Here is a 20,925-nt window from a genome sequence, read left to right as displayed (position 1 = left end):
AACTTGTCAATCAACTAATTTAATTCGCCTTCAGCAATTTGATCCAACATTGGACGCGAAGGAATAAAGAAGAGTTGACCACCTAAAATATCAGAGAAAGTTAGGAGATAATCGTTTTGCTCAAGCATATTTTCAAGCATCTTCTTAGTTACAGTCCAATGCCTTGAATAACCAATAAAGAAAGTTCCAGTATTATCAGCGGCAGGGTCTGAATATGGAACATTCATGCGCACAATCTTCTGTTCAATACCATCAATTTCCGCTTGGGAAGCGACATTATGAGCATTCTTAAACTTCTCTTTTTCGCTTAATTCTAAGTCAGAAAACTTCTTTCGTCCAACAGCTTTTTCTTGCGTTTCAGTAGTTAGCTTATTCCAAATGTCCATGTTATGCCGCCATTTTTGTGCAAAGGCATATGAACCATTTTCAAACGTAGGATCCTCATCACCAATAATTGCGTATTCAGCAGCATCCTGAGGTTCCGGATTTTCAGTTCCATCAATAAAGCCAATAATGGCCCGGCCTTCAAAATAGCGAAAGCCCTTTGTTTCATCAACAACATTAGTAATATCTCTAATAAAGAGCATTACTTGAGCCATGAATTCGTAAACTGCAGCCTCATCGTTTGCACGAATATGGAGGAAAATATCTCCTTTTGCGGCAGGCATTTTGTATTTTGGCCCGGTTAATGTTTGGTAAGTTTCTAATTCTTTGGGTTTAGGGGCATTTGGGAAAAGATAGTCCCATGCGTCGTTGCTAAAGCCTAAAGAAACTTTAAGATTACCCTTATTATCCCGAATTCGCAGTGATCGAGTAATTGCTTGGAACCGTTCAACAAATTCTTGAATTGCTTCTTGTTCCTTTGCTTGATTTTCTCGTTTTAATTCTAATACAGTAAATTGGACATGTTCACCGGCGTCTTTCCAAACGTCTTGTGCTTTATTAGGATTCATTACCATTAGCTTCATCCTCCTTAAAATTACTACAAGGCAATTATAGCATTCTTTAAGGATAATTCTTAGATTAAGTTGAAGCCGCTTTCAAACTGAATTAAAATAAAATTGATACTAATTTTACAAAAGAGGCGGTTATTGTGCAGGAAACGCAAACGAAGAAAAAACATCATTTTCATATGCCCTCTGCGTTTACAATTTTATTTTTAATTATTATTTTAATTGCAATTTTAACGTGGATTATACCAGCAGGGACATATGAGACGGATAAAGCTGGAAATATTATTTCTGGCACATATAAGGCGGTGACAAATAAACCCCAGGGAATTTGGGATATCTTTATGGCACCCGTTATCGGGATGGTCGGTGATAAAAAGACAGATGGAGCTATCTCAGTATCACTATTTATTCTTGTTATCGGTGGATTCCTAGGAGTGGTTAATAAGACAAATGCATTAAACGAAGGGATCGGTTCAATCGTTCGCCGGTATAAGGGACGAGAAAAACAATTGATTCCAATTTTAATGCTTCTGTTTGCTCTTGGTGGATCAACATATGGAATGGGGGAAGAAACGATTGCATTCTATCCTCTCTTGATCCCCGTGATGATGGGTGTTGGCTTTGATTCAATTGTAGCGGTTGCGATTGCTTTAGTGGGAAGTCAAGTTGGTTGTTTAGCATCAACTGTTAACCCGTTTGCCACAGGAGTAGCTTCTCAAACGTTAAATATTTCTCCTGGTGATGGTTTAGTTTCCCGGGTAATCCTTTTAATTATTACGATAACGATTAGTATTATTTATGTTTACCACTATGCATCGGTAATTGAAAAAGATCCAACTAAATCATTAGTTTACAATCAACGAGCAGAAGATGAAAAGCACTTTTTAGTCAAGGCTGATCCTAATGACGACCATAAGATGACCGGTCGTCAAAAGACAGTTATTTGGCTATTCGGAATTACTTTTGTTGTGATGATTCTAGGACTAATTCCATGGTCAAACCTTAATAGCCATTGGACATTTTTTGATAAATTTACAAAGTGGTTGGTTAATATTCCATTCCTAGGCGATTTATTAGGGCATGATATGGCACCCTTTGGAACATGGTACTTCAATGAAATTACCATGCTCTTCCTCTTTATGTCGGTCTTGATTATGGCTGTTTACCATATGAAGGAAAGTGAATTTATTGATGCTTTCATGTCAGGAATGGGAGATTTCTTAAGCGTTGCAATTATTGTGGCAGTTGCACGGGGAATTCAAGTAATAATGAATAATGGGATGATCACTGGAACAGTTCTTCACTGGGGAGAATTGGGCCTTCATGGATTATCACAAACGATCTTTATTATTTTGACTTACATTTTCTATATCCCAATGTCATTCTTAATTCCATCAACGTCTGGGTTAGCTGCGGCAACGATGGGAATTATCGGACCAATGGGACATTTTGCGCATGTTTCTGGTAGCCTTGTTATTACTGCTTATCAAGCAGCTTCAGGTTGGGTTAACCTTATTACCCCAACTTCGGGAGTTGTTATGGGAGCATTAGCAATTGCGCATATTAATGTCGGCATTTGGTGGAAGTGGATGCTGAAATTAATGATTTATCTCTTTGTTGCTACTTGCTTGTTCTTAGGAATTGCTGCCTTGCTCTAGGAGGGGATTTGAATGGATAAAATTATTACAGAAGATGAACAAAAAGCTGCTGTTAAAATTTTAGAACGACTAATTTCTGTTCCATCATATAATCAACCAGCAGAAGAAGGCGCACCATTTGGCAAAGGAATTCGTAACGCCCTCGATGAAATGATGAAGATTTGTGATGAATTAGGTTTTAAGACCTATGAAGATCCAGACGGGTACTATGGCTATGCAGAAGTTGGTAGTGGGGACAAAATTTTTGGTGTAATTTGTCATCTTGATACGGTTCCTGCCGGCGATTTAGGCAAATGGAAACATGATCCATTTAAAGGCACAGTAATCAATGATGCAGTTTATGGACGAGGGTCACAAGATGATAAAGGTCCAGGAATTGCAGCTTTATATGCTGTTAAAGCATTGATGGATCAAGGTTATCACTTCAATCAACGAATTCGTTTTATTTATGGAACTGATGAAGAAATTCTATGGCGTGGAATTGCTGAATATAATAAAAAGGAAGCGCCGATTGATAGTGGAATTTCTCCTGATGCTGAATTTCCATTAATTTATGCTGAAAAGGGGTTGCAACAATCTTATCTCGTTGGTCCAGGAACAGATCAACTAAAGATTAACTTGAAAAATGCGTTTAATGCGGTCCCTGATAGTGCAGTGTACGATGGTCCAAAGCAGGATGAAGTGAAGGCGGCTTTAGATAAGCATGGCTTTGAATATACAAGTGACGGTAATTCAATTACTGTTATTGGCAAGTCTGTTCATGCGATGATGGCACCGGAAGGAACGAATGCTGTTTTACGGTTAGCGATTGCGCTTGATGATGTTTTTGATTTTAAGCCACTTGATTTTATTGGCAAATTATTTAAGGAAGATGCAACGGGGAGCAATGTTCTCGGTGATGTTCGCGATGAGTCTGGACAATTAACTTTCAATATTTCTAGTCTTGAAATTAATGAAAATGAAACAAGAATGCAGATTGATTTACGAATTCCCGTAACGATCGATCGCGATAATTTACTAGCAAAACTAAGTAAACAGGTGGCAGCTTATGATTTGAAGTATGTTCATTTTGATTATTTAGCACCCCTGTACGTTCCAAAAGACAGTAAATTAGTGCAAACTTTGATGAAAGTTTATAAAGAACAAACTGGGGATGTTGCTGCTGAACCGCAAATTTCTGGTGGAGCAACATTTGCCCGAACGATGAATAATTGTGTTGCTTTTGGGGGAATGTTACCAACAACTCCCGACTATATGCATCAAGCTAATGAACAGTGGCCATTGCCAGACATGTATAAAGCAATGGAAATCTATGCTCAGGCAATCAAGAAGCTTTGTGTGGATTAAGTAAATACTAAGTTGAAAAGAGTAAAACGATGAATCGGTCATTGCTTTACTCTTTTTTTATAAAAAATAATGCGTGAAAATTCACAAGCAATCCCGAAAGAGACCTAAAATAGCGTTATCATCCGTTTTCATCTATTTTCATTTAAGGCGCGTTATAATAACAATGTAATGGATTACAATTTTTTGTAGGAAATCTTTGTTAAACGTTTGACATTTTAAAAACTTCATTGTATATTATTGATGTACAGTAATGATAAACGTTTATCAAATACCTATAGAAAGAGTACCTACTAATTATGAATAACAAAAATTCTCTTGTTACCAAATTGGCGTTCCTGTCAGTTTCATTCATGGTTACGAGTGCTTATGCCATTCAAGGTTCTTTACCGCAATTAAAGGCGGCACTCGGAATCTCACAGACACAGTCAGAATATTTAGTTACGACTCCATCATTTGCTGTAATGATTTTTGTTGTCCTTTCACCATTACTTCAACAATGGTTCAATATTTCTGATAAGAAGATTATTATGGCCGGGGTTACAATTGTTGGCCTTGCCGGAATTGTTCCCATGTTTGCGAATGACTACACTGCGATTTTGATTTCGCGGTTAGTTTTAGGAGCAGGGTTTGGTTTATACAATTCTCAAGCAATTTCGATGATTTCAGTTTGGTATGAAGGTACAACTCGAGCTCAAATGCTTGGTTGGCGTGCTGCGGCTGAACAAATCGGTCAAGCTTGTACCCTGGCAATTGCTGGGTTAATTCTTAGCTATGCAGGTTGGCATGCATCATTTGCCGTCTACCTTCTTGCCTTTGTTGTTCTCTTCTTCTTTGCCGTTCGTGTTCCTGACGATAGCAAAGCACAGGATAATAACGTTGCCGAAGATGATCTTGCTGAAGAATTAACTGAAGTGGAAGAACCAATTAAAAAGATTAGTCCAGTAGTTTACCTCCTTGTTCTCTTTGCCTTCCTCTTGGTTGTAGATTATGTTGGAATGGAAAATCGTTTCCCTGGCTTAACCGTTGCAATTAAGGGAAGTAGCTATACTGGTTCATCAATGTTCCTTTCCTTAATGTTAATTGGGGCAACGCTTGGTGGTTTATTCTACGGATCAATTAATAAAGCGTTAGGTTTTAACACTGTTTACCTTGGTCTCGGGTTAATGGCCATTTCAAACTTCTTATTTGCCTTCGCAAACGGCAACTTTGCAATGTTAGTAATTGGTTTGCTTTTAATCGGCTTCCCACTACAATTAGTTTCTCCGTTGATTTTTAACTTGTTGCCGGATTTAGCTCCTGCTAAGCGTCAACCATTAGTAACTTCAATGGTACTGATTGGTTTTAACTTTGGAGCTTTCTTCTCACCAACAATTGCTGAATGGATGAATCGATTAGTCGGTCGCCCAATGAGTGGCCTTGATCTTGCCGCACCATTCCCAATCTACGGGGTAATGCTAATAGTTATTGCCTTAATTATTTTCTTTGCAACTCGTCATTCTAAACAAGCTAACTAAATTTAAAATTATTGGAGGATATCATTATGCCAATCAAAAATGAAGCAATGTTAATTACTTACTCTGACTCAATGGGTAAAAATATTAAAGAAACTCATGAAGTATTAAAGAACTATATCGGTGATGCAATCGGCGGTGTTCACTTACTTCCATTCTTCCCATCAACTGGTGACCGTGGTTTTGCACCATACCGTTACGATGTTGTTGATTCTGCTTTTGGTAACTGGGATGATGTTGAAGCATTAGGTGAAGACTACTACTTAATGTTTGACTTCATGATTAACCATATTTCCAAGAAGTCTGAAATGTACCAAGACTTCAAGAAGAAGCACGATGATTCTAAGTACAACGACTTCTTTATTCGTTGGGAAAAGTTCTGGGAAAAAGCTGGTAAGAACCGTCCAACTCAAGAAGATGTTGATTTAATTTACAAGCGAAAGGATAAGGCTCCTAAGCAAGAAATTACCTTTGATGATGGTACTACTGAAAACTTATGGAACACTTTCGGTGAAGAACAAATTGATATTAATGTTAAGAGTAAGGTAGCTAACGAATTCTTCAAGGAAACATTAATTGACATGGTTAAGCACGGTGCAGATATGATTCGTCTTGATGCCTTTGCTTACGCTATTAAGAAGGTTGGTACTAATGATTTCTTCGTTGAACCTGAAATCTGGGATCTTTTAAATGAAGTTCAAGATATTTTGGCTCCTTACAAGGCCATCATCCTTCCTGAAATTCACGAACACTACACCATTCCACAAAAGATTTCACAACATGACTTCTTCATCTATGACTTTACCTTACCAATGACTACTCTTTATACCCTTTACTCTGGTAAGACTAACCGCCTTGCTAAGTGGTTAAAGATGTCACCGATGAAGCAATTTACTACTCTTGATACTCATGATGGTATTGGGGTTGTTGATGCTAAGGATATCTTAACTGATGATGAAATCGAATATGCATCCAATGAATTATACAAGGTTGGTGCTAACGTTAAGCGGAAATACTCAAGTGCTGAATACAACAACTTGGATATTTACCAAATTAACTCTACTTACTACTCTGCATTAGGTGACGATGACAAAGCTTACTTGCTTTCTCGGGCATTCCAAGTATTTGCACCTGGTATTCCAATGGTTTACTATGTTGGTTTACTTGCTGGTTCAAATGACCTTGAATTACTTGAAAAGACTAAGGAAGGTCGGAACATCAACCGTCACTACTACACTAAAGAAGAAGTTGCACAAGAAGTTCAACGTCCAGTAGTTAAGAATCTCTTAGACTTACTTGCATGGCGGAATAAATTTGCAGCCTTTGATCTTGATGGTTCAATTGAAGTGGAAACACCAACTGAAACAACTATCAAGGTTACGCGGAAAGATAAGGATGGCAAGAATGTGGCTGTTCTTGATGCTGATGCTGCTAACAAGACTTTCACTATTACAGCTAATGGTGAAAAAGTGATGGAACAAAAATAGACATCAAATTAATTAGTAATCTCTCTCAAAACAAAATAGGTAGTATTCCTTTCCAAAACGCTTTATCTCTCTCAATAAACTACCTATAAAAACTGGGGCTGGAAGAAAATTTGAAGTTTTCTTTCAGCCCCTATTTTGTTTATCATTTCAATTTAGTCTAATATTGGCTTTGTTACACGAGCAAGTTGTTCAATTACTTGTTGTCCCGCGGCCATTGATTGATTTTTATCCGTATAAACTGCAATTGTGTAGTCTGTTCCGTTACTATTTTTTACGTAGCCAATACTATTGACGATCCATTCATCTTTACCGTAATTTAGCCAACCATTTTTTAATGCAAAATTATCGCTACTTGCTGAGATCCCCCACGCTTGATCACTTTCAACATTACCCATTAAATCACGAATTTCACTTCTTTCGTCATCAGATAAAACTTTAGACTTATAGAAAATATTATTTAATAGTTTAACTTGATCTTTTGGAGTAGTAACAGTTAACCCCCAACTGCTATTAGCCTGAGATTGGGTCATGCCAAATTTTTCAAAAGTTTGTTGGAGACCGTTTTTTCCGCCGAGATAATCTTCAAATAATTCGCTAGTTGAATCATTGTCACTTTGTTCAATCATTTTAGTAGCAAGCGATTTCTGATGACTTGTAAGAGGACTTTGTTGCTTAGCAAGAATTCCCGCTAGAATACTAACCTTTACTGTACTAGCAGTTCGAAACTTATGCTGGGGTACATTACTAGAAGTATAAATTTGGTGGGTCTTTGGTGAGTATACCGCAATACTAACATTATTATTGGAAGTGAAAATGATTTTATTCCATGCGGATTTTAGGCGGGCACTTGTCGAGCTGAAGTGCCGGACACCCATAATAATGAGCAGAATAGCGATGATAATTAAGATAAGTCTGCGCGGTTTACGACGATGACGTTGCGATCTTTGCATTTTTTAACCGACCCTTTCTGATTAAAATTAGCATACTTATTAATAATACAGATAATTTATGGAAGTTAAAAGGTGCATCTTCTTAATTTAATGAAAAATAAGGATTTCATTTGAATTGTTACCAAATCGTTACACCTTTTTTAGGCAGAATAGGATATGATAGTTAAATGTGTAAAGGAGAGAAATTGTTATAATGAAAAAGGTTAAATCTTTTTTTGCCAAATTATTATTAATAACGGCAATAATTAGTATCTGTTTAAATGGCTTGGGGATGTTCGAAAAAGTCCATGCTGATACTGCAGCTTTTCAGATGGATGCACGAGCAGCTTATGCGATTGATGCAGAAAGTGGCCAGGTTCTATACCAAAAAAATGCAACTAAACGCTATCCAATTGCATCTGTAATTAAAATCTTAACTTTAGGAGTAATTTTACAAGATATTCGAAACCATCATTTAAAATGGGATCAAAAGATTAAGATTACACCAGCAGTTGCCAAGATGGCGGATGATTGGCACTTTTCAAATGTCCCATTAATGAATGGGGAAGAATACACAGTCCGTCAGTTAGTTGATTCGATGATGCTCGTATCTGCTGATGGAAGTACAGAAGCATTGGCATTAGCTGACGCGGGCAGTACAGCAGCCTTTAATAAAAAGATGATGGCATTTGCGAAAAAGGCAGGAGTTACAGATATAAAAATCTACAATATGATCGGGCTGCCTAACGGGGACTTAGGAAAGCATAAACTTAAGGGCGTAGATAAAGACGCAGAGAACTTATTATCTGCTAAAGATGTTGCGCTTATCTCAAAGTATCTTGTTGAAAATTATCCTGAAACTCTCGACATTACAAAGCAAAAGTTTGCTAACTTTGATGTAACTAAAGATCAACAATATTTAATGACAAATGTGAATGCTCTTTTGCCACAAAACGGTTTTGCTCCTAAGGATGGGGAAATTGACGGCTTAAAGACTGGAAATACTGATCGCGCGGGTAAATGTATTGTGTCAACAGGAACCTTTGCAGGACGCCGGATTATTTTAGTTGCCTTGCATACAAAAGGGGAATGGAATGACCAGTCGAAGATGCAACAAGACTTTTATAATAAATTAGTCGATGAGTACCAGCCAGTTGAAATCAAAAAAGTAAGTGATCTTTCGGCCAAGCTTACTAGTGTAAAAGTAAAGAATGGTAAAAATAAGAATAAGGCTAATATTAAGCTAACAAAGAAGACTACCGTTTGGCTTCCAAAGAATATGAAATTACAAGCAACTAAACCAACATTACGAGTGCAGGGAGATGATCAAAAACAACTAACTGCACCGATAAAGAAGAATCAACAAGTTGGCTCAATTGAGTTGCATATTCCAGGACTGCCTGATTTTAATATTCCAGTAAGTACAAGCCAAAGCGTTGCTAAAAAGTCGATGTTTTAATAAATAGATGATTGAATAGGAGAATTTCTATCAATCATCTATTTATTTAGGCGCTGAAATTACCTCATAATAAAATTAACTATAATTTTAAGACGTATTATTTTTATAATTTAAATTATAAAAATATAATAAAAGTGAATTAGGAATTATAGCTATTATATTAGGAGGTAATTATTTATGGCTGATTACGCAAAACGTCAACTTAAGGCTTTGGATCGTATTGCAAAGAAGATTGCAGATGCTGAAGGACACTTAACAAAGATTGAAGATAGTGTTGACAATGAGAAGCACCGTACTGCTCAACACGAAACAATTAAGGATATTAAGTCAATCCTTAAGCATGCTTGGAAAGTAGATAAGGACTCAGTAAAGCTTGAAGAACGTGCTGGTGAAGGTCGTAAAGATCCAGCAGAAAATCACTATGTTTACATGGAAGATGAAGAAGGCGTTATTAAGGACCTTAACAAGGAATTTAAGGAACTTGATGAAAAGCTAGCAGCTCTTACCGATGATGAAGGTGGCAAGATCAAGGCATTCCGTGCAGAACACCACTACCTTGAAAAGGCAAAGGAAATCCTTCAAAAGGCTGGGAAGTATAACCCAGATGACAAAGACTAATTTATAATTCCTAACACATAAAAAGAGATCGGCAAATTGTCGATCTCTTTTTTTAGTGCATTTCACTTGGTAATTTAATTAGTATTCAACGTGCCATTTAATGGTGTATGCTTTTTCTTCGCCCGGATGTAAAGTAATATCGCCAAATTCTGGGTGATGAGGTGCATCCGAAAGATTTTGCGCTTCCATTGCTAATCCAAGGTGGGGATGAACTTGTCCGTGATTGTAAACCGCTGCATCATCTGAGTTCATCGTATACATAACTAATCCGTTACGATCGGAGTAAAGACTCATCTTTCGGCCGCTTTCTGGATCTTCAAGTGTGGCAACTGGCTTTGTGAGACTAGGAGTAACTTCCCAAATATCGTCAAAACCGTTTTCCTTAGTTGAACTCATTTTTTCTAGCGCATCGCCCATTGTAGTTGGGGTACTAAAGTCAAATGGAGTTCCTTCGTTAGCGATCTTTTCACCAGTTGGAATCTTGCCGTCGTCAACAGCTAAGTGATTTTCGGAGTTGACATAAAGCTTTAATTGATCCACCGTTGGAACATTTGCTGCTGCCATATTCCAGTATGTGTGGTTGGTAGGGTTGAACAACGTATCTGCATCAGTAGTAGCCGACATCTTAAGTGAAAGAAAGTCGTCATTAGTTAAAGTGTAGGTTGCAGTGACATGCATCTTACCAGGATACGTATCAACTTCAGGACTTAAGGTTAAACTAAGAGTGATTGAAACAGAATTGTTAGTTGCTTCTGTGCTGTCAACATGCCAAATATGATTGTAAAAACCATTAGTTCCACCATGAAGAGCATTTTTACCTTCGTTTTGTTCGGTTTGGTAATCTTTACCGTTAATACTGAACTTACCATCTGCAATTCGTCCAGCAACCCGGCCGATTAAGCGATTAGTACAAAAGCCATTATTAGTAAATTCGTCGAGGTTTTCAGAAGTCAAAATCATATCGGCCTTACCACCATCTTTTGTTGGAACTTTAAAAGATTGAAGTAAACCGGCAAAATCAAGAATTCCTACTTGAACACCATTATCGTTCGTTAAAATGTATTTTGTTACTGGATCGCCTTTGTAGGTTCCAAATGGTACTTTAGATATTTCCATAAAATATTTCCTCCTTGAAGTAAGCGCTTTTACAAATTCTATTTTACCACAATTTTATTTTAAAATTACGCAATCGTTTGCACAAAAATAGATATGCTAGAATAAATAAAAGCAAAGATAGATGATATTTATGAGGTATATAAAATGACCAAAAATAAATGGGACAAATTTAAAAAGAATTTTAGTAAAAATTTTATCGACTTTTTAATGATTTTCGCTGCTGAGCAAGATTTTATTAATAAGCATCGCCGTAAAAGCAGTGTAATCAAGGAACAAGACCGTTATGGAAGTGATCAGCGAAAAAATTCTGAAAAATAGTATTAAAAATAGTATTAAGGAAGGACTTGCAAAACGATGAATGCAAGTCCTTTTTAATTACAGTTAATTTATTAATTTTCCTTTAGCGATTGCCAATTTGAATTGTCCATAGTCTGCTGTGACTTGATCTACATACCTTAAAGCCCAATTTGGTAAAAGAGTATCTAATATCTTTTGATGTTTTAAATAACCACGGATCATCGGTGCGGTGGGACTTTGGAAATGAGCCATCGCTAGCAAGTAAGCACACGTCTGGCAGTAGAATTGAAAACTTTCAAAGTCAAGTTTATTAACATTAATTGATTCTTTCATATCCCGGAACTGTCGAATGTAATAACTACGACCGCCGAAAGTAGTGCTCCCTAAAAAGCGATCGGATGAGGATTGGAGAACCCGTTGCGCTGTTACAATTCTTTGACCAGCGATCCCTCCATTTCTAATCACTTGCTGTACAGGGAGGGAAAGTAAGTTATAACGCAATGGCATAGCTTCTTTGACTTGTAGAACGATGTGACTATTATCGTTGCCAGTAAGCATGATTAAGTAACATCGTGTTCCGAAACTGCCAACCCCGACACTGTAGCGGATAATATCAGAAATGTGAAAGTTTGCTAAAAGGACTCGAACATCTTGCCGAACATTTTCGCGATATTTGTTATATCCTTTAACAATCTGTTGATAACGCACAGCACTAAGATGACGTGCGCGTGGTGGATTATCCCGAAAAACAAGGTGCCCTTGGTTATTGATAGTCGCCATTTTTTGGATTATTTCTTCTGAATTGCTACGCTGACTCTTTTTAAGAACCTTATTAAGGACTGTTTGCATTTGCGTTGAAATATCACCAAAAGACTCAATCGCTTTCCCCATGTCTTCATAGGCAAATGAAAAATAAAACAGTTGGGAAAGGCTCATCTTATTGGCGCTTTTGATAGTATGGCGGTAGGTCTTAGTGGTTAATTGAAGGAGGTGGTAAAGGTCATTGCGATCAAAACCGTTCTCTTCGCCTGCTAGTTCAGCACTAACTAATAACCGTTTCAAATCACTTTCCCAATTTCCGATTCGAGCTTCATCAAAGTCATTAAGGCCAAAAAGAAGTTTGCGTTCAGGGGAGGCGTAAAAGCCAAAATTATTTACATGAGCATCCCCGCAGATAATTATGGGAAGATTGCTTTGAGCCTGTCGTTTAAGGTCATGTTCCATTAATTCGGCAGTTCCACGGAAAAATGAAAAGCGACTGGCAATCATTCTTTGGTGACGCAATGGAAGCAGCTCGGGGATCATGTTGGCTTCAGTGATCTGAATTATTTTAACGGGGTCCCGATCAACTGGCGTGAAGGTTCCTAACATGTCACTAGAGACTACTTTTTGCTGCCGTTTACCATTATTTTCCAATTCAGCTTTGGTTTTATTGATTTGAATTTTTCGTAAGTCAAAGATATCGAGATTTTGATTAATCAAAAGTTGCGCATCCTTTCAGAGACAATACTTATGTCTTATTTTAAATCTTCTAATTTATTTGTAAATATGGTTTGATTAAGTTGATAAATAATGCTTTTCAAAATAAAATTAATATAAGCGAAATTATAGGAGGGGTTGATAGGGTGATTATTGCAGTGGAAAATTCACTTGCCCAACATTTGCATGTTAATTCACAGGTGATTGCTCCATCTGATCTATTAGAGACAAATGTTTGGACAATTCGTGTTACTGGGGAATTCATGATTATTATGAATAACTTAATGTCGTTGCCAATTATTGTACGCTATCCTCAACGCTTTAATGACTCACGCTCTTTTATTGCGGCATTTAAGCGTGAATTCTTAAGTTTATTAGAAGTTTCGCCAATTCCCCATGCAAAAATTAGGATGATTCGTGACGCCCAATTTAGCAAAGTAGTATTTACACGTCAAATTCAGCCAGAAACTCAACAGCAATTGCAGATGTATGAGAACCTTATGATGGGGCCTAATTCAATTATTGATTGGGAAAAAGACCCGACCAATGCTGAAATTGCACTTCAATTAGCGGAACAGACACGGATTACCAATAAGACAACGGACGAAGAATATGTTGTAATGGATGTTTTTGAAGATTATTCAGTTACGGACTTTAAGGTGGCTACTCATCCTAAACTTAATGAACATAACCGTCGCTATCTTTACCGCTCACTTTCAATTAACGATATCATGAATGCAACAGCGGTAGGAGAAAAGATTTTAGATGATTATCAAGGTTATTTAGAAAGTCGTGGAAAAAGCGAGAGCATCGTTGATCGGGATTTGGATTGTGCCGCAGATTACATCGGTTACTGTGAAGCCCTGGGCGAATCTGTTCTTGATGATATTACCTTGGTCTATCACTATTTAATTAACTATGAAAAACTACATAATGATCGTCCTACTGATACCGGCTTTCATTCTAAAAGTGATGCCTTTCGCGAATTTGGGAAGTTTTTACGGGCAGAAGATCTTTTCTCTAGTGAAGACTACGATTTGTTTGTTCAAGCAATTAGTCAGGGGATAAAAGATCTTGGTTCTAAACAGCGGATGTATCACCTGCAACGTATAATTCGTGATATGCAGCGGCAAGTAAGAAACCAACGCGAGCATGCAATCCAATATGTTAATAAACAATATACTATTTATGTTGAGCTTAGTGATTACCATCCTAAAATGTGGCGGCGATTTACCGTCAGCGGTGATACGCGTCTGGACATGTTGTGCTTTGCAATTTTAGCAGCATTTAACGCGGACGGACACCACTTATTTGAACTGCATCAGGGGAATACTCATTATCAGTTGCCGATTCTTGATAGCGGCTTTGGTCAATCAAAAGATATTACTCAAAGTTGGGTAGGCGATTGTAATCTTGACCATGAATATAACCTAGTATATGACTTTGGCGATATGTGGAACTTTAAAATTAAATTTGAGGAAGTAAAACCTAAGCGACTTCCGGCTCATACTGGTCCCCAAATTGTTAGCGGTTTTGGAAATGGAATCCTAGATGATATTGGAGGAGTAGAAGGGCTGACCCAAGCGGCAAAAGATGATCCAGCTATTAATGAGCCGTTAAACATTCCAAAATTTAAGGATCAATGGTCTCGTCAAATTGAAAAAATACGACACTCTTATGAATAAAAAGCACTACAATAGAGAATGAAATATTTAATTAATCGAGGTCTTTAAGGATGGAAAAACGCGAAAATGCTATTCCGAAAACAATGAAGGCTTGGGCAGTCACAACTCCTGGGCCGATTGATGGTAAGGAATCACCAATCGAATTTACCGAAAAGCCTGTGCCGACTCCTAAACGGGGAGAAGTCCTTGTTAAGGTAATAACGTGTGGAGTATGTCATACGGACTTGCACGTGACTGAAGGAGACTTGCCGGTTCACCACGAACACGTTACTCCTGGTCATGAAATTGTTGGTAAAGTTGTCGGCTTTGGACCAGAGACACAACGATTTAAGTTTGGTGAGCGAATTGGGATTCCATGGTTTCGGCATGCTTGTGGTGTATGCAAGTTTTGCCGATCAGGTCATGAGAATCTCTGTCCTCATTCACTTTATACCGGTTGGGATCATGATGGCGGTTATGCAGAATATGTCACAGTTCCAGAAGGATTTGCATATCGGCTTCCAGAAAAGTTTGATTCCCTAGAGGCAGCTCCGTTATTATGTGCAGGGATTATTGGTTATCGGGCCTTTGAACGTGCCAATGTTCCGGCTGGCGGTCGCCTAGGATTATATGGCTTCGGTGGTTCAGCTCATATTACAGCTCAAATTGCACTTGCTCAGGGAATTGAAGTGCATGTCTTTACGCGTGGTGAGGATGCCAAGAAATTCGCCCTAGAATTAGGTTGTGCTTCTGTTCAGGGCTCCTATGACCCAGCACCAGTTCCTTTGGATTCATCAATCATTTTTGCGCCGGTTGGTGATATGGTCTTGCCGGCTTTAGCTAGTTTAGTTCCAGGGGGGACATTAGCATTAGCCGGTATTCATATGACTGATATTCCAACAATGAATTACCAAAAAGAAATATTCCACGAAAAGACATTAACGAGTGTTGAGAGTAATACTCGTCGTGATGGGGAAGAATTCTTAACATTAGCTGATCGTCTTAATATCCATCCTGAAGTCCACGAATATCCCCTAGCAAAGGCTGACGAAGCATTACGCTATGTTAAGCACGGTGATATTAAGGGAGCTTGTGTATTACGTGTTAGTGAGGACTAATAATTGTCTTTTCCTTCTGATTCCTGCTAAGATAGTTAGAGAGGTTTAGAAGAGAAAAGAGGAGGCTTTATTTATGAAATATCCCCAATTATCATTGGATGAAGTTGAAGGACCAAAAGCAGTAATTGAAACTACAATGGGAACAATTACGGCCCAACTTTTTCCAAAGTACGCACCTAAAACAGTTGAAAACTTTGTTAAATTAGCAGAGAAAAATTATTATGATGATGTAATTTTTCACCGGGTTATTCCGGATTTTATGATTCAAGGTGGCGACCCAACTGGAACCGGCCGTGGTGGCGAAAGTATTTATGGTCACCCGTTTGAAGACGAGTTTTCTGAAGAACTATTTAACTTCACTGGTGCTCTTTCAATGGCTAATGCTGGTCCGAACACAAATGGCAGTCAATTCTTTATTGTCACTAATGAACATGTTCCAGAAAATATGATTGATCAAATGAAGGCCGTTGGGTACCCACAAGAGATTATTGATTATTACGAAAAACATGGTGGTACACCGTGGCTTGACTTTCATCACACCGTATTTGGCCAAGTGTTATCCGGGATGGATGTTGTCGAAAAGGTCAGCAAGGTTAAGCGGGATGCGATGGATAAGCCTAAGAAAGACGTTATTATTAAAACAATTAAGATTGAAAAAGAGAAGTAATAAAAAGGGATGAGGCTGGAAGAAAACTTTTGTTTTCTCCCAGCCTCAACTGCTTTTATGAACAATAGTAAGATAACGTGAAACTAGCTTCGCGTCGCCACAAGGCTCGAGGCTAAGTACGAACGCTAATCAGCTCGTGCCGTGCTAATCATCGTTCTAGCTTAGCCCACCGCCTTGTCGAGGAGGTTATTTTCCACTCTCATTCTTTTTTTGTAGTTAAGAGATCCCATAATTTCTGCTTGGAGGCTGTTAACAGTTCAGTTGAACGGGTAACAGCTGACAGGCGAAATGATTGTTTTAACGGGCTAGTAACATTTAATGAATGAATGTTATCTTCTAGGGTAATCGCTAAACTTGTTAAATAAGCAATTCCAAGATTTTCCGCAACCATGGTTTTGATAACGTGAATGTCAGCGGTGCGGTAGATGACTTGGGGACGAAAATGAGCCAAATGAGAGATTTGCTTAAAGGCTTGCTCATGAAAAAATTCAGTATCAGGAACAATAAAGCGTTCATTTTTAAGGGTAGCAAAATCAATCTCCTTTTTAGTTGCGAGGGGATGATGCTTACTAACGATAATCTTAAAGGGATACTCAGCTAGTTCGGTAGTTTTTAAGCCCACTTCTTTTAGGGGATTAAGCGATCCAAGTAATGCCATGTCAAGGTTGCCGTGCTTAAGCATCTTGAGAATTTCCTTAGAACCGTGCTCAGAGGTTTCCAAGTGACTTAAAAGTCCTTCTCTCATTAATAGCGGGGTCAATGGCGGAAAGTAGTAATTGCCGATAATAGGTGGCAGGCCAAAGCGAATACTGGATGATTCAGCTTGATTGATTTCTTGGCGGGCAATCCTTAATTCGTTTAAAATAACGTCAACGTGAACGGCAAATTGCTTACCGGTCGGCGTAATATGCAATTGTTTATGGACATGGTCACGAACAAAAAATGACGTGCCAAAATCTTTTTCTAGTCGTTGGATAGCCATTGTAATAGTAGGTTGACTGACATTGAATTTTGCTGCAACTTGCGAAAAATTTTTATATTTTACCAGTGCTTGATAATATTTTAGGTCGTTTAATTTCATAGTAAATGCCTTTCTGTCAGTAATTATAATGGGTACTATCAATTTTATTTATATCATAGCATAAATTTGACTATAAACTAGCGCTGGAATTACCCTAAGATTGTTGAAACAGATAAAAGGTAAAGGATAGGCGATAATGTTGCGTAAAGGAATGCAAATGTTGAATGATCCCTTTAAGAATAAGGGAACTGCTTTTACAATTGAAGAACGAAAAAAGTATGGTTTATTAGGCTTGTTACCATCTTGTGTAAGAACGATTGAGGAACAGGCAGACGAAATCTACCGGTTATATCAATCTAAGAACTCACGGATTGAACAACGCCACCTGTTGATGGAAGTATTCAATACTAACCGTACGCTTTTCTTCTACTTGATGGAAAAACATATTGCGGAGTTTATGCCGGTTGTGTATGATCCCGTAATTGCTGAGGCGATTGAGCAATATAATGAACGTTACATTAAGCCGCAAGATGCTGCATATTTGAGCATTGAGCATCCTGACTTAATTAAAGAGGAACTTACTGATGCCGCCGATGGTCGTGATATTCGCCTCATCGTTGTTACAGATGCTGAAGGAATCCTTGGCATTGGTGACTGGGGTGTAAATGGGGTTGACATTTCTGTTGGGAAATTAATGGTTTACACGGCAGCGGCTGGAATTGATCCATCCCAAGTTCTCCCAGTTTCTATTGATGCAGGGACTAATAATGAAAAATTGTTGAAGTCCGCTAATTACCTAGGAAATCGAATTAAGCGGGTTGAGGGACAACCTTACTTTGACTTTATCGATAAGTTTGTTGATGCAGTTGAAGGATTGTTCCCTAAGAGTTTATTACACTTTGAAGATTTTGGTCGGGGAACGGCTGCACGGATTCTTGATAAGTACCAGGATAAGATTTTAACCTTTAATGATGATATTCAAGGAACCGGGATTATTGCCTTAGCTGGTGTGCTAGGAGCCATGAATATCTCAAAAGAAAAGTTAACGGACCAAACATTCTTAACATTCGGTGCAGGGACCGCTGGAATGGGAATCGCTAAGATGCTTTATGACGAATTGATCCGTCAAGGCCTGACCCCCGAAGAAGCAAAGAAGCACTTCTACCTTGTTGACAAGCAAGGATTATTATTTGACGATACGCCCGGCTTAACACCAAAGCAAAAGCCATTTACCCGTCAACGGAGCGAATTTGCTAATGCTGATGAATTAACTAATTTACTTGCGATTGTTAAGGCTGTTCATCCAACAGTAATGATTGGTACATCCACTCAGCCAGGAAGTTTTGATGAAGCGGTTGTAAAGGAAGTGGCAGCCCATACTCCACGGCCTGTTATTTTCCCACTTTCTAACCCAACTAAGTTAGCAGAGGCAAAAGCAGCCGACCTTCTCAAGTGGACTGATGGAAAGGCATTAATCGCAACGGGAATTCCGGTTAAAGATATCGAGTATAATGGAACTGTTTACCAAATTGGGCAAGCTAACAATGCGTTAATTTATCCCGGAGTTGGTTTTGGTGCCTTGGCTGCTGAAGCCAAAGTGTTAAATGATAATATGCTTGCTGCAGCTGCTCATGCTTTAAGCGGCTTAGTTGATCCTGAAAAGCCAGGAGCGGCGGTGTTGCCTCCTGTTTCTAAGTTAACAGAGTTTTCTAAGCGAGTAGCTGAACTAGTAGCCGAATCTGCTATCGACCAAGGCTTAGCAGGCGATGAAATTACTGATGCGAAGAAAGTGGTAGAAGAGAAAATTTGGAAACCACGATATTAATCAGTCAGCTTTCATCTTTGTGAATAATAAAACCAGATTATTAGACAAAAATAGAAAAGCATCTAAGAAATTAAAAAATCTTAGGTGTTTTTTTGTATCGAAGTTTGTGAAACTTTTGCAAACACGATTGAAAAAAGCTATTATAACAGTTTGTAAGGCAATAGCTATAAGTGAAATTTATTGAAAATTAAAGATTTGACTATAGCTTTACTTACAAGGTAGGATATACGTGTAAATGATGTGTAACATTTCACAAGACAAAATTGCTCAATTAATATATTGGAGGTTTTTGAGATGTCAGAATACCGTACTGAAGAAGATACGTTAGGTCCTGTTAAAATCCCTGCTGAAGCATTATGGGGACCACAAACAGAACGGAGTCGGAATAACTTCCCAACCGGTCAATACATGCCATTAGCAATCATCCGTGCTTTATTGAACATTAAAAAGGCAGCGGCCCAAGCTAATATGGAAACTAAAGCTATCTCTGAAGAAAAGGGTAATTTAATCGTTAAAGCGATTGATGAATTACTCGCATTAAGTGATGAAGAATTGCGGAAGGACTTCCCATTAAAGGTTTACCAAACCGGTTCTGGTACCCAAACCAACATGAACACTAATGAAGTTGTTGCGCACAAGGCTCATGAAATTAACCCTGACATTGAAATCTTACCAAATGATGATGTTAACAAGGGTCAAAGTTCAAACGATACATTCCCAACTGCGATGAATGTGGTTGCTTTAGAAGCGCTTGATAAGTTGAAACCAGCTGTTCAACACTTGATTGATGAATTAAAGGTTAAGGAAGAAAAGTACATGAAGACTGTTAAAGTTGGACGTACTCACTTGCAAGATGCTGTTCCATTGACATTTGGTCAAGAACTTTCTGGTTACATTGCTTCCTTAGAACATGACCTTGATTACATTAAGACTTTGGAACCAACATTAGATGAATTGGCAATTGGTGGTACTGCTGTTGGTACTGGTTTGAATGCTGCAGAAGGAATGCCTGAAAAGATTGCTGAAAAGCTTAGTGAAGTTTACGGCTTAAACTTGACTGCTGATTCAAACAAGTTCTACGGTTTAGCTAACCACTCTGGTTTGGATGTTGTTCACGGTGCTTTGAAGACGTTAGCAGCCGACATGTTCAAGCTTGCTCAAGATATTCGTTTCTTGGCTTCTGGTCCTCGTGCAGGTTACGGTGAATTAAATATCCCAGCTAACGAACCAGGTTCATCAATCATGCCAGGTAAGGTTAACCCAACTCAAGCAGAAGCTGTAACAATGGCTGCTTTACGGGTATTCGGTAACGATACTGTAGTAACAATGGCTTCATCACAAGGTAACTTTGAAATGAATGTTTACAAGCCAGTATTGATTGATGCATTCCTCGAATCAGCTGATTTATTAACTGGAACAATTACTGGATTTGCTGACAAGATGATCCACGGAATGACAGTTAATGAAAAGCGGATGGAAGAATTAGTTGATAATTCATTAATGACTGTTACTGCCTTGTCACCACACATTGGTTACCATGACAGTGCTAAGATTGCTCAAGCTGCCGATAAAGCTGGTAGCACATTAAAAGAAGCTGCTTTGAAGTCTGGTAAGCTTACTGAAGAACAATACGATGAATGGATGGACATGCTTAAGATGACCAACGTTGATCGGGATAAATAAGAACTGAGTTAAAAGTAATGCCAATTTTGGCAAGAGTGGAGATAAGCAATAAAAAGAACTTGTTCCACTCTTTTTGACTGTTAATACATTTAA

17 protein-coding genes are annotated in these 20,925 nt (G+C 38.2%); 12 read left to right on the top strand and 5 right to left on the bottom strand.

Annotated elements, in window-relative coordinates:
* Window positions 1–14: 14 nt before the first annotated feature.
* On the bottom strand, window positions 15–959 hold the full coding sequence (locus LREU_RS08120; protein ID WP_011953543.1) for a Dyp-type peroxidase: 945 nt from the start codon (window positions 957–959) through the stop codon (window positions 15–17).
* Window positions 960–1,093: 134 nt separating this feature from the next.
* Here LREU_RS08120 and LREU_RS08115 point away from each other — a divergent pair, with 134 nt between their 5' ends.
* The 4 genes from LREU_RS08115 to gtfA all read left to right on the top strand — a co-directional run bounded on the left by LREU_RS08115 (window position 1,094) and on the right by gtfA (window position 6,956).
* Window positions 1,094–2,611 (top strand): YfcC family protein, encoded by a 1,518-nt coding sequence (locus tag LREU_RS08115; RefSeq protein WP_003668882.1) that lies wholly within the window; start codon window positions 1,094–1,096, stop codon window positions 2,609–2,611.
* Window positions 2,612–2,623: 12 nt separating this feature from the next.
* Entirely contained in the window at window positions 2,624–3,958 is a 1,335-nt protein-coding gene (locus tag LREU_RS08110; protein ID WP_003668880.1) for a dipeptidase, read from the top strand.
* 296 nt (window positions 3,959–4,254) lie between these two features.
* Window positions 4,255–5,472, top strand: coding sequence for an MFS transporter (locus tag LREU_RS08105; protein ID WP_003668879.1), 1,218 nt, complete (start codon window positions 4,255–4,257; stop codon window positions 5,470–5,472).
* 26 nt (window positions 5,473–5,498) lie between these two features.
* On the top strand, window positions 5,499–6,956 hold the full coding sequence (gene gtfA, locus LREU_RS08100) for a sucrose phosphorylase (protein WP_003668877.1): 1,458 nt from the start codon (window positions 5,499–5,501) through the stop codon (window positions 6,954–6,956).
* Window positions 6,957–7,108: 152 nt separating this feature from the next.
* On the opposite strand, the gene LREU_RS08095 is transcribed toward gtfA, so the two are convergent.
* Window positions 7,109–7,906 (bottom strand): serine hydrolase, encoded by a 798-nt coding sequence (locus tag LREU_RS08095; protein WP_003668874.1) that lies wholly within the window; start codon window positions 7,904–7,906, stop codon window positions 7,109–7,111.
* Between the two features lie 193 nt (window positions 7,907–8,099).
* Between LREU_RS08095 and LREU_RS08090 the strand changes: the two genes are divergently transcribed.
* Both LREU_RS08090 and LREU_RS08085 read left to right on the top strand, forming a co-directional pair.
* Window positions 8,100–9,344, top strand: coding sequence for a D-alanyl-D-alanine carboxypeptidase family protein (locus LREU_RS08090; protein ID WP_003668872.1), 1,245 nt, complete (start codon window positions 8,100–8,102; stop codon window positions 9,342–9,344).
* A 177-nt stretch (window positions 9,345–9,521) separates the two neighbouring features.
* Window positions 9,522–9,962 carry a hypothetical protein gene (locus LREU_RS08085; RefSeq protein WP_003668870.1) on the top strand — a complete coding sequence of 147 codons (441 nt, stop codon included), beginning with the start codon at window positions 9,522–9,524 and terminating at the stop codon, window positions 9,960–9,962.
* 78 nt (window positions 9,963–10,040) lie between these two features.
* Here LREU_RS08085 and LREU_RS08080 read toward each other — a convergent pair whose 3' ends face one another.
* Window positions 10,041–11,078: an aldose epimerase family protein gene (locus tag LREU_RS08080; RefSeq protein WP_003668868.1), complete on the bottom strand. Its 1,038-nt coding sequence runs from the start codon at window positions 11,076–11,078 to the stop codon at window positions 10,041–10,043.
* 144 nt (window positions 11,079–11,222) lie between these two features.
* Here LREU_RS08080 and LREU_RS10130 point away from each other — a divergent pair, with 144 nt between their 5' ends.
* Window positions 11,223–11,396: a hypothetical protein gene (locus LREU_RS10130; protein ID WP_003668866.1), complete on the top strand. Its 174-nt coding sequence runs from the start codon at window positions 11,223–11,225 to the stop codon at window positions 11,394–11,396.
* A gap of 63 nt (window positions 11,397–11,459) precedes the next feature.
* Here LREU_RS10130 and LREU_RS08075 read toward each other — a convergent pair whose 3' ends face one another.
* On the bottom strand, window positions 11,460–12,857 hold the full coding sequence (locus LREU_RS08075; protein WP_003668864.1) for a DUF2252 domain-containing protein: 1,398 nt from the start codon (window positions 12,855–12,857) through the stop codon (window positions 11,460–11,462).
* 143 nt (window positions 12,858–13,000) lie between these two features.
* On the opposite strand from LREU_RS08075, the gene LREU_RS08070 reads away from it, so the two are divergent.
* The 3 genes from LREU_RS08070 (at window position 13,001) to LREU_RS08060 (ending at window position 16,303) form a co-directional block, all read left to right on the top strand.
* A complete protein-coding gene (locus tag LREU_RS08070; protein WP_011953542.1) occupies window positions 13,001–14,539 on the top strand; it encodes an IS1096 element passenger TnpR family protein in 1,539 nt (512 codons plus the stop codon).
* Between the two features lie 50 nt (window positions 14,540–14,589).
* Window positions 14,590–15,636, top strand: a complete 1,047-nt coding sequence (locus tag LREU_RS08065) for a zinc-dependent alcohol dehydrogenase family protein (protein WP_003668861.1) — start codon at window positions 14,590–14,592, stop codon at window positions 15,634–15,636.
* A gap of 73 nt (window positions 15,637–15,709) precedes the next feature.
* Window positions 15,710–16,303 (top strand): peptidylprolyl isomerase, encoded by a 594-nt coding sequence (locus LREU_RS08060; protein WP_003668860.1) that lies wholly within the window; start codon window positions 15,710–15,712, stop codon window positions 16,301–16,303.
* Between the two features lie 199 nt (window positions 16,304–16,502).
* Here LREU_RS08060 and LREU_RS08055 read toward each other — a convergent pair whose 3' ends face one another.
* The gene (locus tag LREU_RS08055; RefSeq protein WP_003668859.1) at window positions 16,503–17,384 is read right to left on the bottom strand and encodes a LysR family transcriptional regulator; all 882 of its coding nucleotides are present in this window, start codon (window positions 17,382–17,384) and stop codon (window positions 16,503–16,505) included.
* 136 nt (window positions 17,385–17,520) lie between these two features.
* On the opposite strand from LREU_RS08055, the gene LREU_RS08050 reads away from it, so the two are divergent.
* Together LREU_RS08050 and LREU_RS08045 are read left to right on the top strand one after the other, a co-directional pair.
* A complete protein-coding gene (locus tag LREU_RS08050; RefSeq protein ID WP_003668858.1) occupies window positions 17,521–19,149 on the top strand; it encodes a malolactic enzyme in 1,629 nt (542 codons plus the stop codon).
* A gap of 294 nt (window positions 19,150–19,443) precedes the next feature.
* On the top strand, window positions 19,444–20,832 hold the full coding sequence (locus tag LREU_RS08045; protein WP_003668857.1) for a class II fumarate hydratase: 1,389 nt from the start codon (window positions 19,444–19,446) through the stop codon (window positions 20,830–20,832).
* The last annotated feature ends 93 nt before the right edge of the window (window positions 20,833–20,925 follow it).

Source organism: Limosilactobacillus reuteri subsp. reuteri (genome assembly GCF_000016825.1).
Classification (GTDB): Bacteria; Bacillota; Bacilli; order Lactobacillales; family Lactobacillaceae; genus Limosilactobacillus; species Limosilactobacillus reuteri.
The sequence above is the reverse complement of the archived record's forward strand: the minus strand, read 5'-3'. Positions and strand labels throughout refer to the sequence as shown.

What these genes read in the sequence shown, in the direction of transcription:
- LREU_RS08045 (WP_003668857.1), top strand. Translation starts at nt 19,444, where the DNA reads ATGTCAGAATACCGTACTGAAGAAGATACGTTAGGTCCTGTTAAAATC.
- LREU_RS08080 (WP_003668868.1), bottom strand. Translation starts at nt 11,078, where the DNA reads ATGGAAATATCTAAAGTACCATTTGGAACCTACAAAGGCGATCCAGTA.
- LREU_RS10130 (WP_003668866.1), top strand. Translation starts at nt 11,223, where the DNA reads ATGACCAAAAATAAATGGGACAAATTTAAAAAGAATTTTAGTAAAAAT.
- LREU_RS08105 (WP_003668879.1), top strand. Translation starts at nt 4,255, where the DNA reads ATGAATAACAAAAATTCTCTTGTTACCAAATTGGCGTTCCTGTCAGTT.
- LREU_RS08095 (WP_003668874.1), bottom strand. Translation starts at nt 7,906, where the DNA reads ATGCAAAGATCGCAACGTCATCGTCGTAAACCGCGCAGACTTATCTTA.
- LREU_RS08090 (WP_003668872.1), top strand. Translation starts at nt 8,100, where the DNA reads ATGAAAAAGGTTAAATCTTTTTTTGCCAAATTATTATTAATAACGGCA.
- LREU_RS08055 (WP_003668859.1), bottom strand. Translation starts at nt 17,384, where the DNA reads ATGAAATTAAACGACCTAAAATATTATCAAGCACTGGTAAAATATAAA.
- LREU_RS08060 (WP_003668860.1), top strand. Translation starts at nt 15,710, where the DNA reads ATGAAATATCCCCAATTATCATTGGATGAAGTTGAAGGACCAAAAGCA.
- LREU_RS08120 (WP_011953543.1), bottom strand. Translation starts at nt 959, where the DNA reads ATGGTAATGAATCCTAATAAAGCACAAGACGTTTGGAAAGACGCCGGT.
- LREU_RS08050 (WP_003668858.1), top strand. Translation starts at nt 17,521, where the DNA reads ATGTTGCGTAAAGGAATGCAAATGTTGAATGATCCCTTTAAGAATAAG.
- gtfA (WP_003668877.1), top strand. Translation starts at nt 5,499, where the DNA reads ATGCCAATCAAAAATGAAGCAATGTTAATTACTTACTCTGACTCAATG.
- LREU_RS08085 (WP_003668870.1), top strand. Translation starts at nt 9,522, where the DNA reads ATGGCTGATTACGCAAAACGTCAACTTAAGGCTTTGGATCGTATTGCA.
- LREU_RS08065 (WP_003668861.1), top strand. Translation starts at nt 14,590, where the DNA reads ATGGAAAAACGCGAAAATGCTATTCCGAAAACAATGAAGGCTTGGGCA.
- LREU_RS08110 (WP_003668880.1), top strand. Translation starts at nt 2,624, where the DNA reads ATGGATAAAATTATTACAGAAGATGAACAAAAAGCTGCTGTTAAAATT.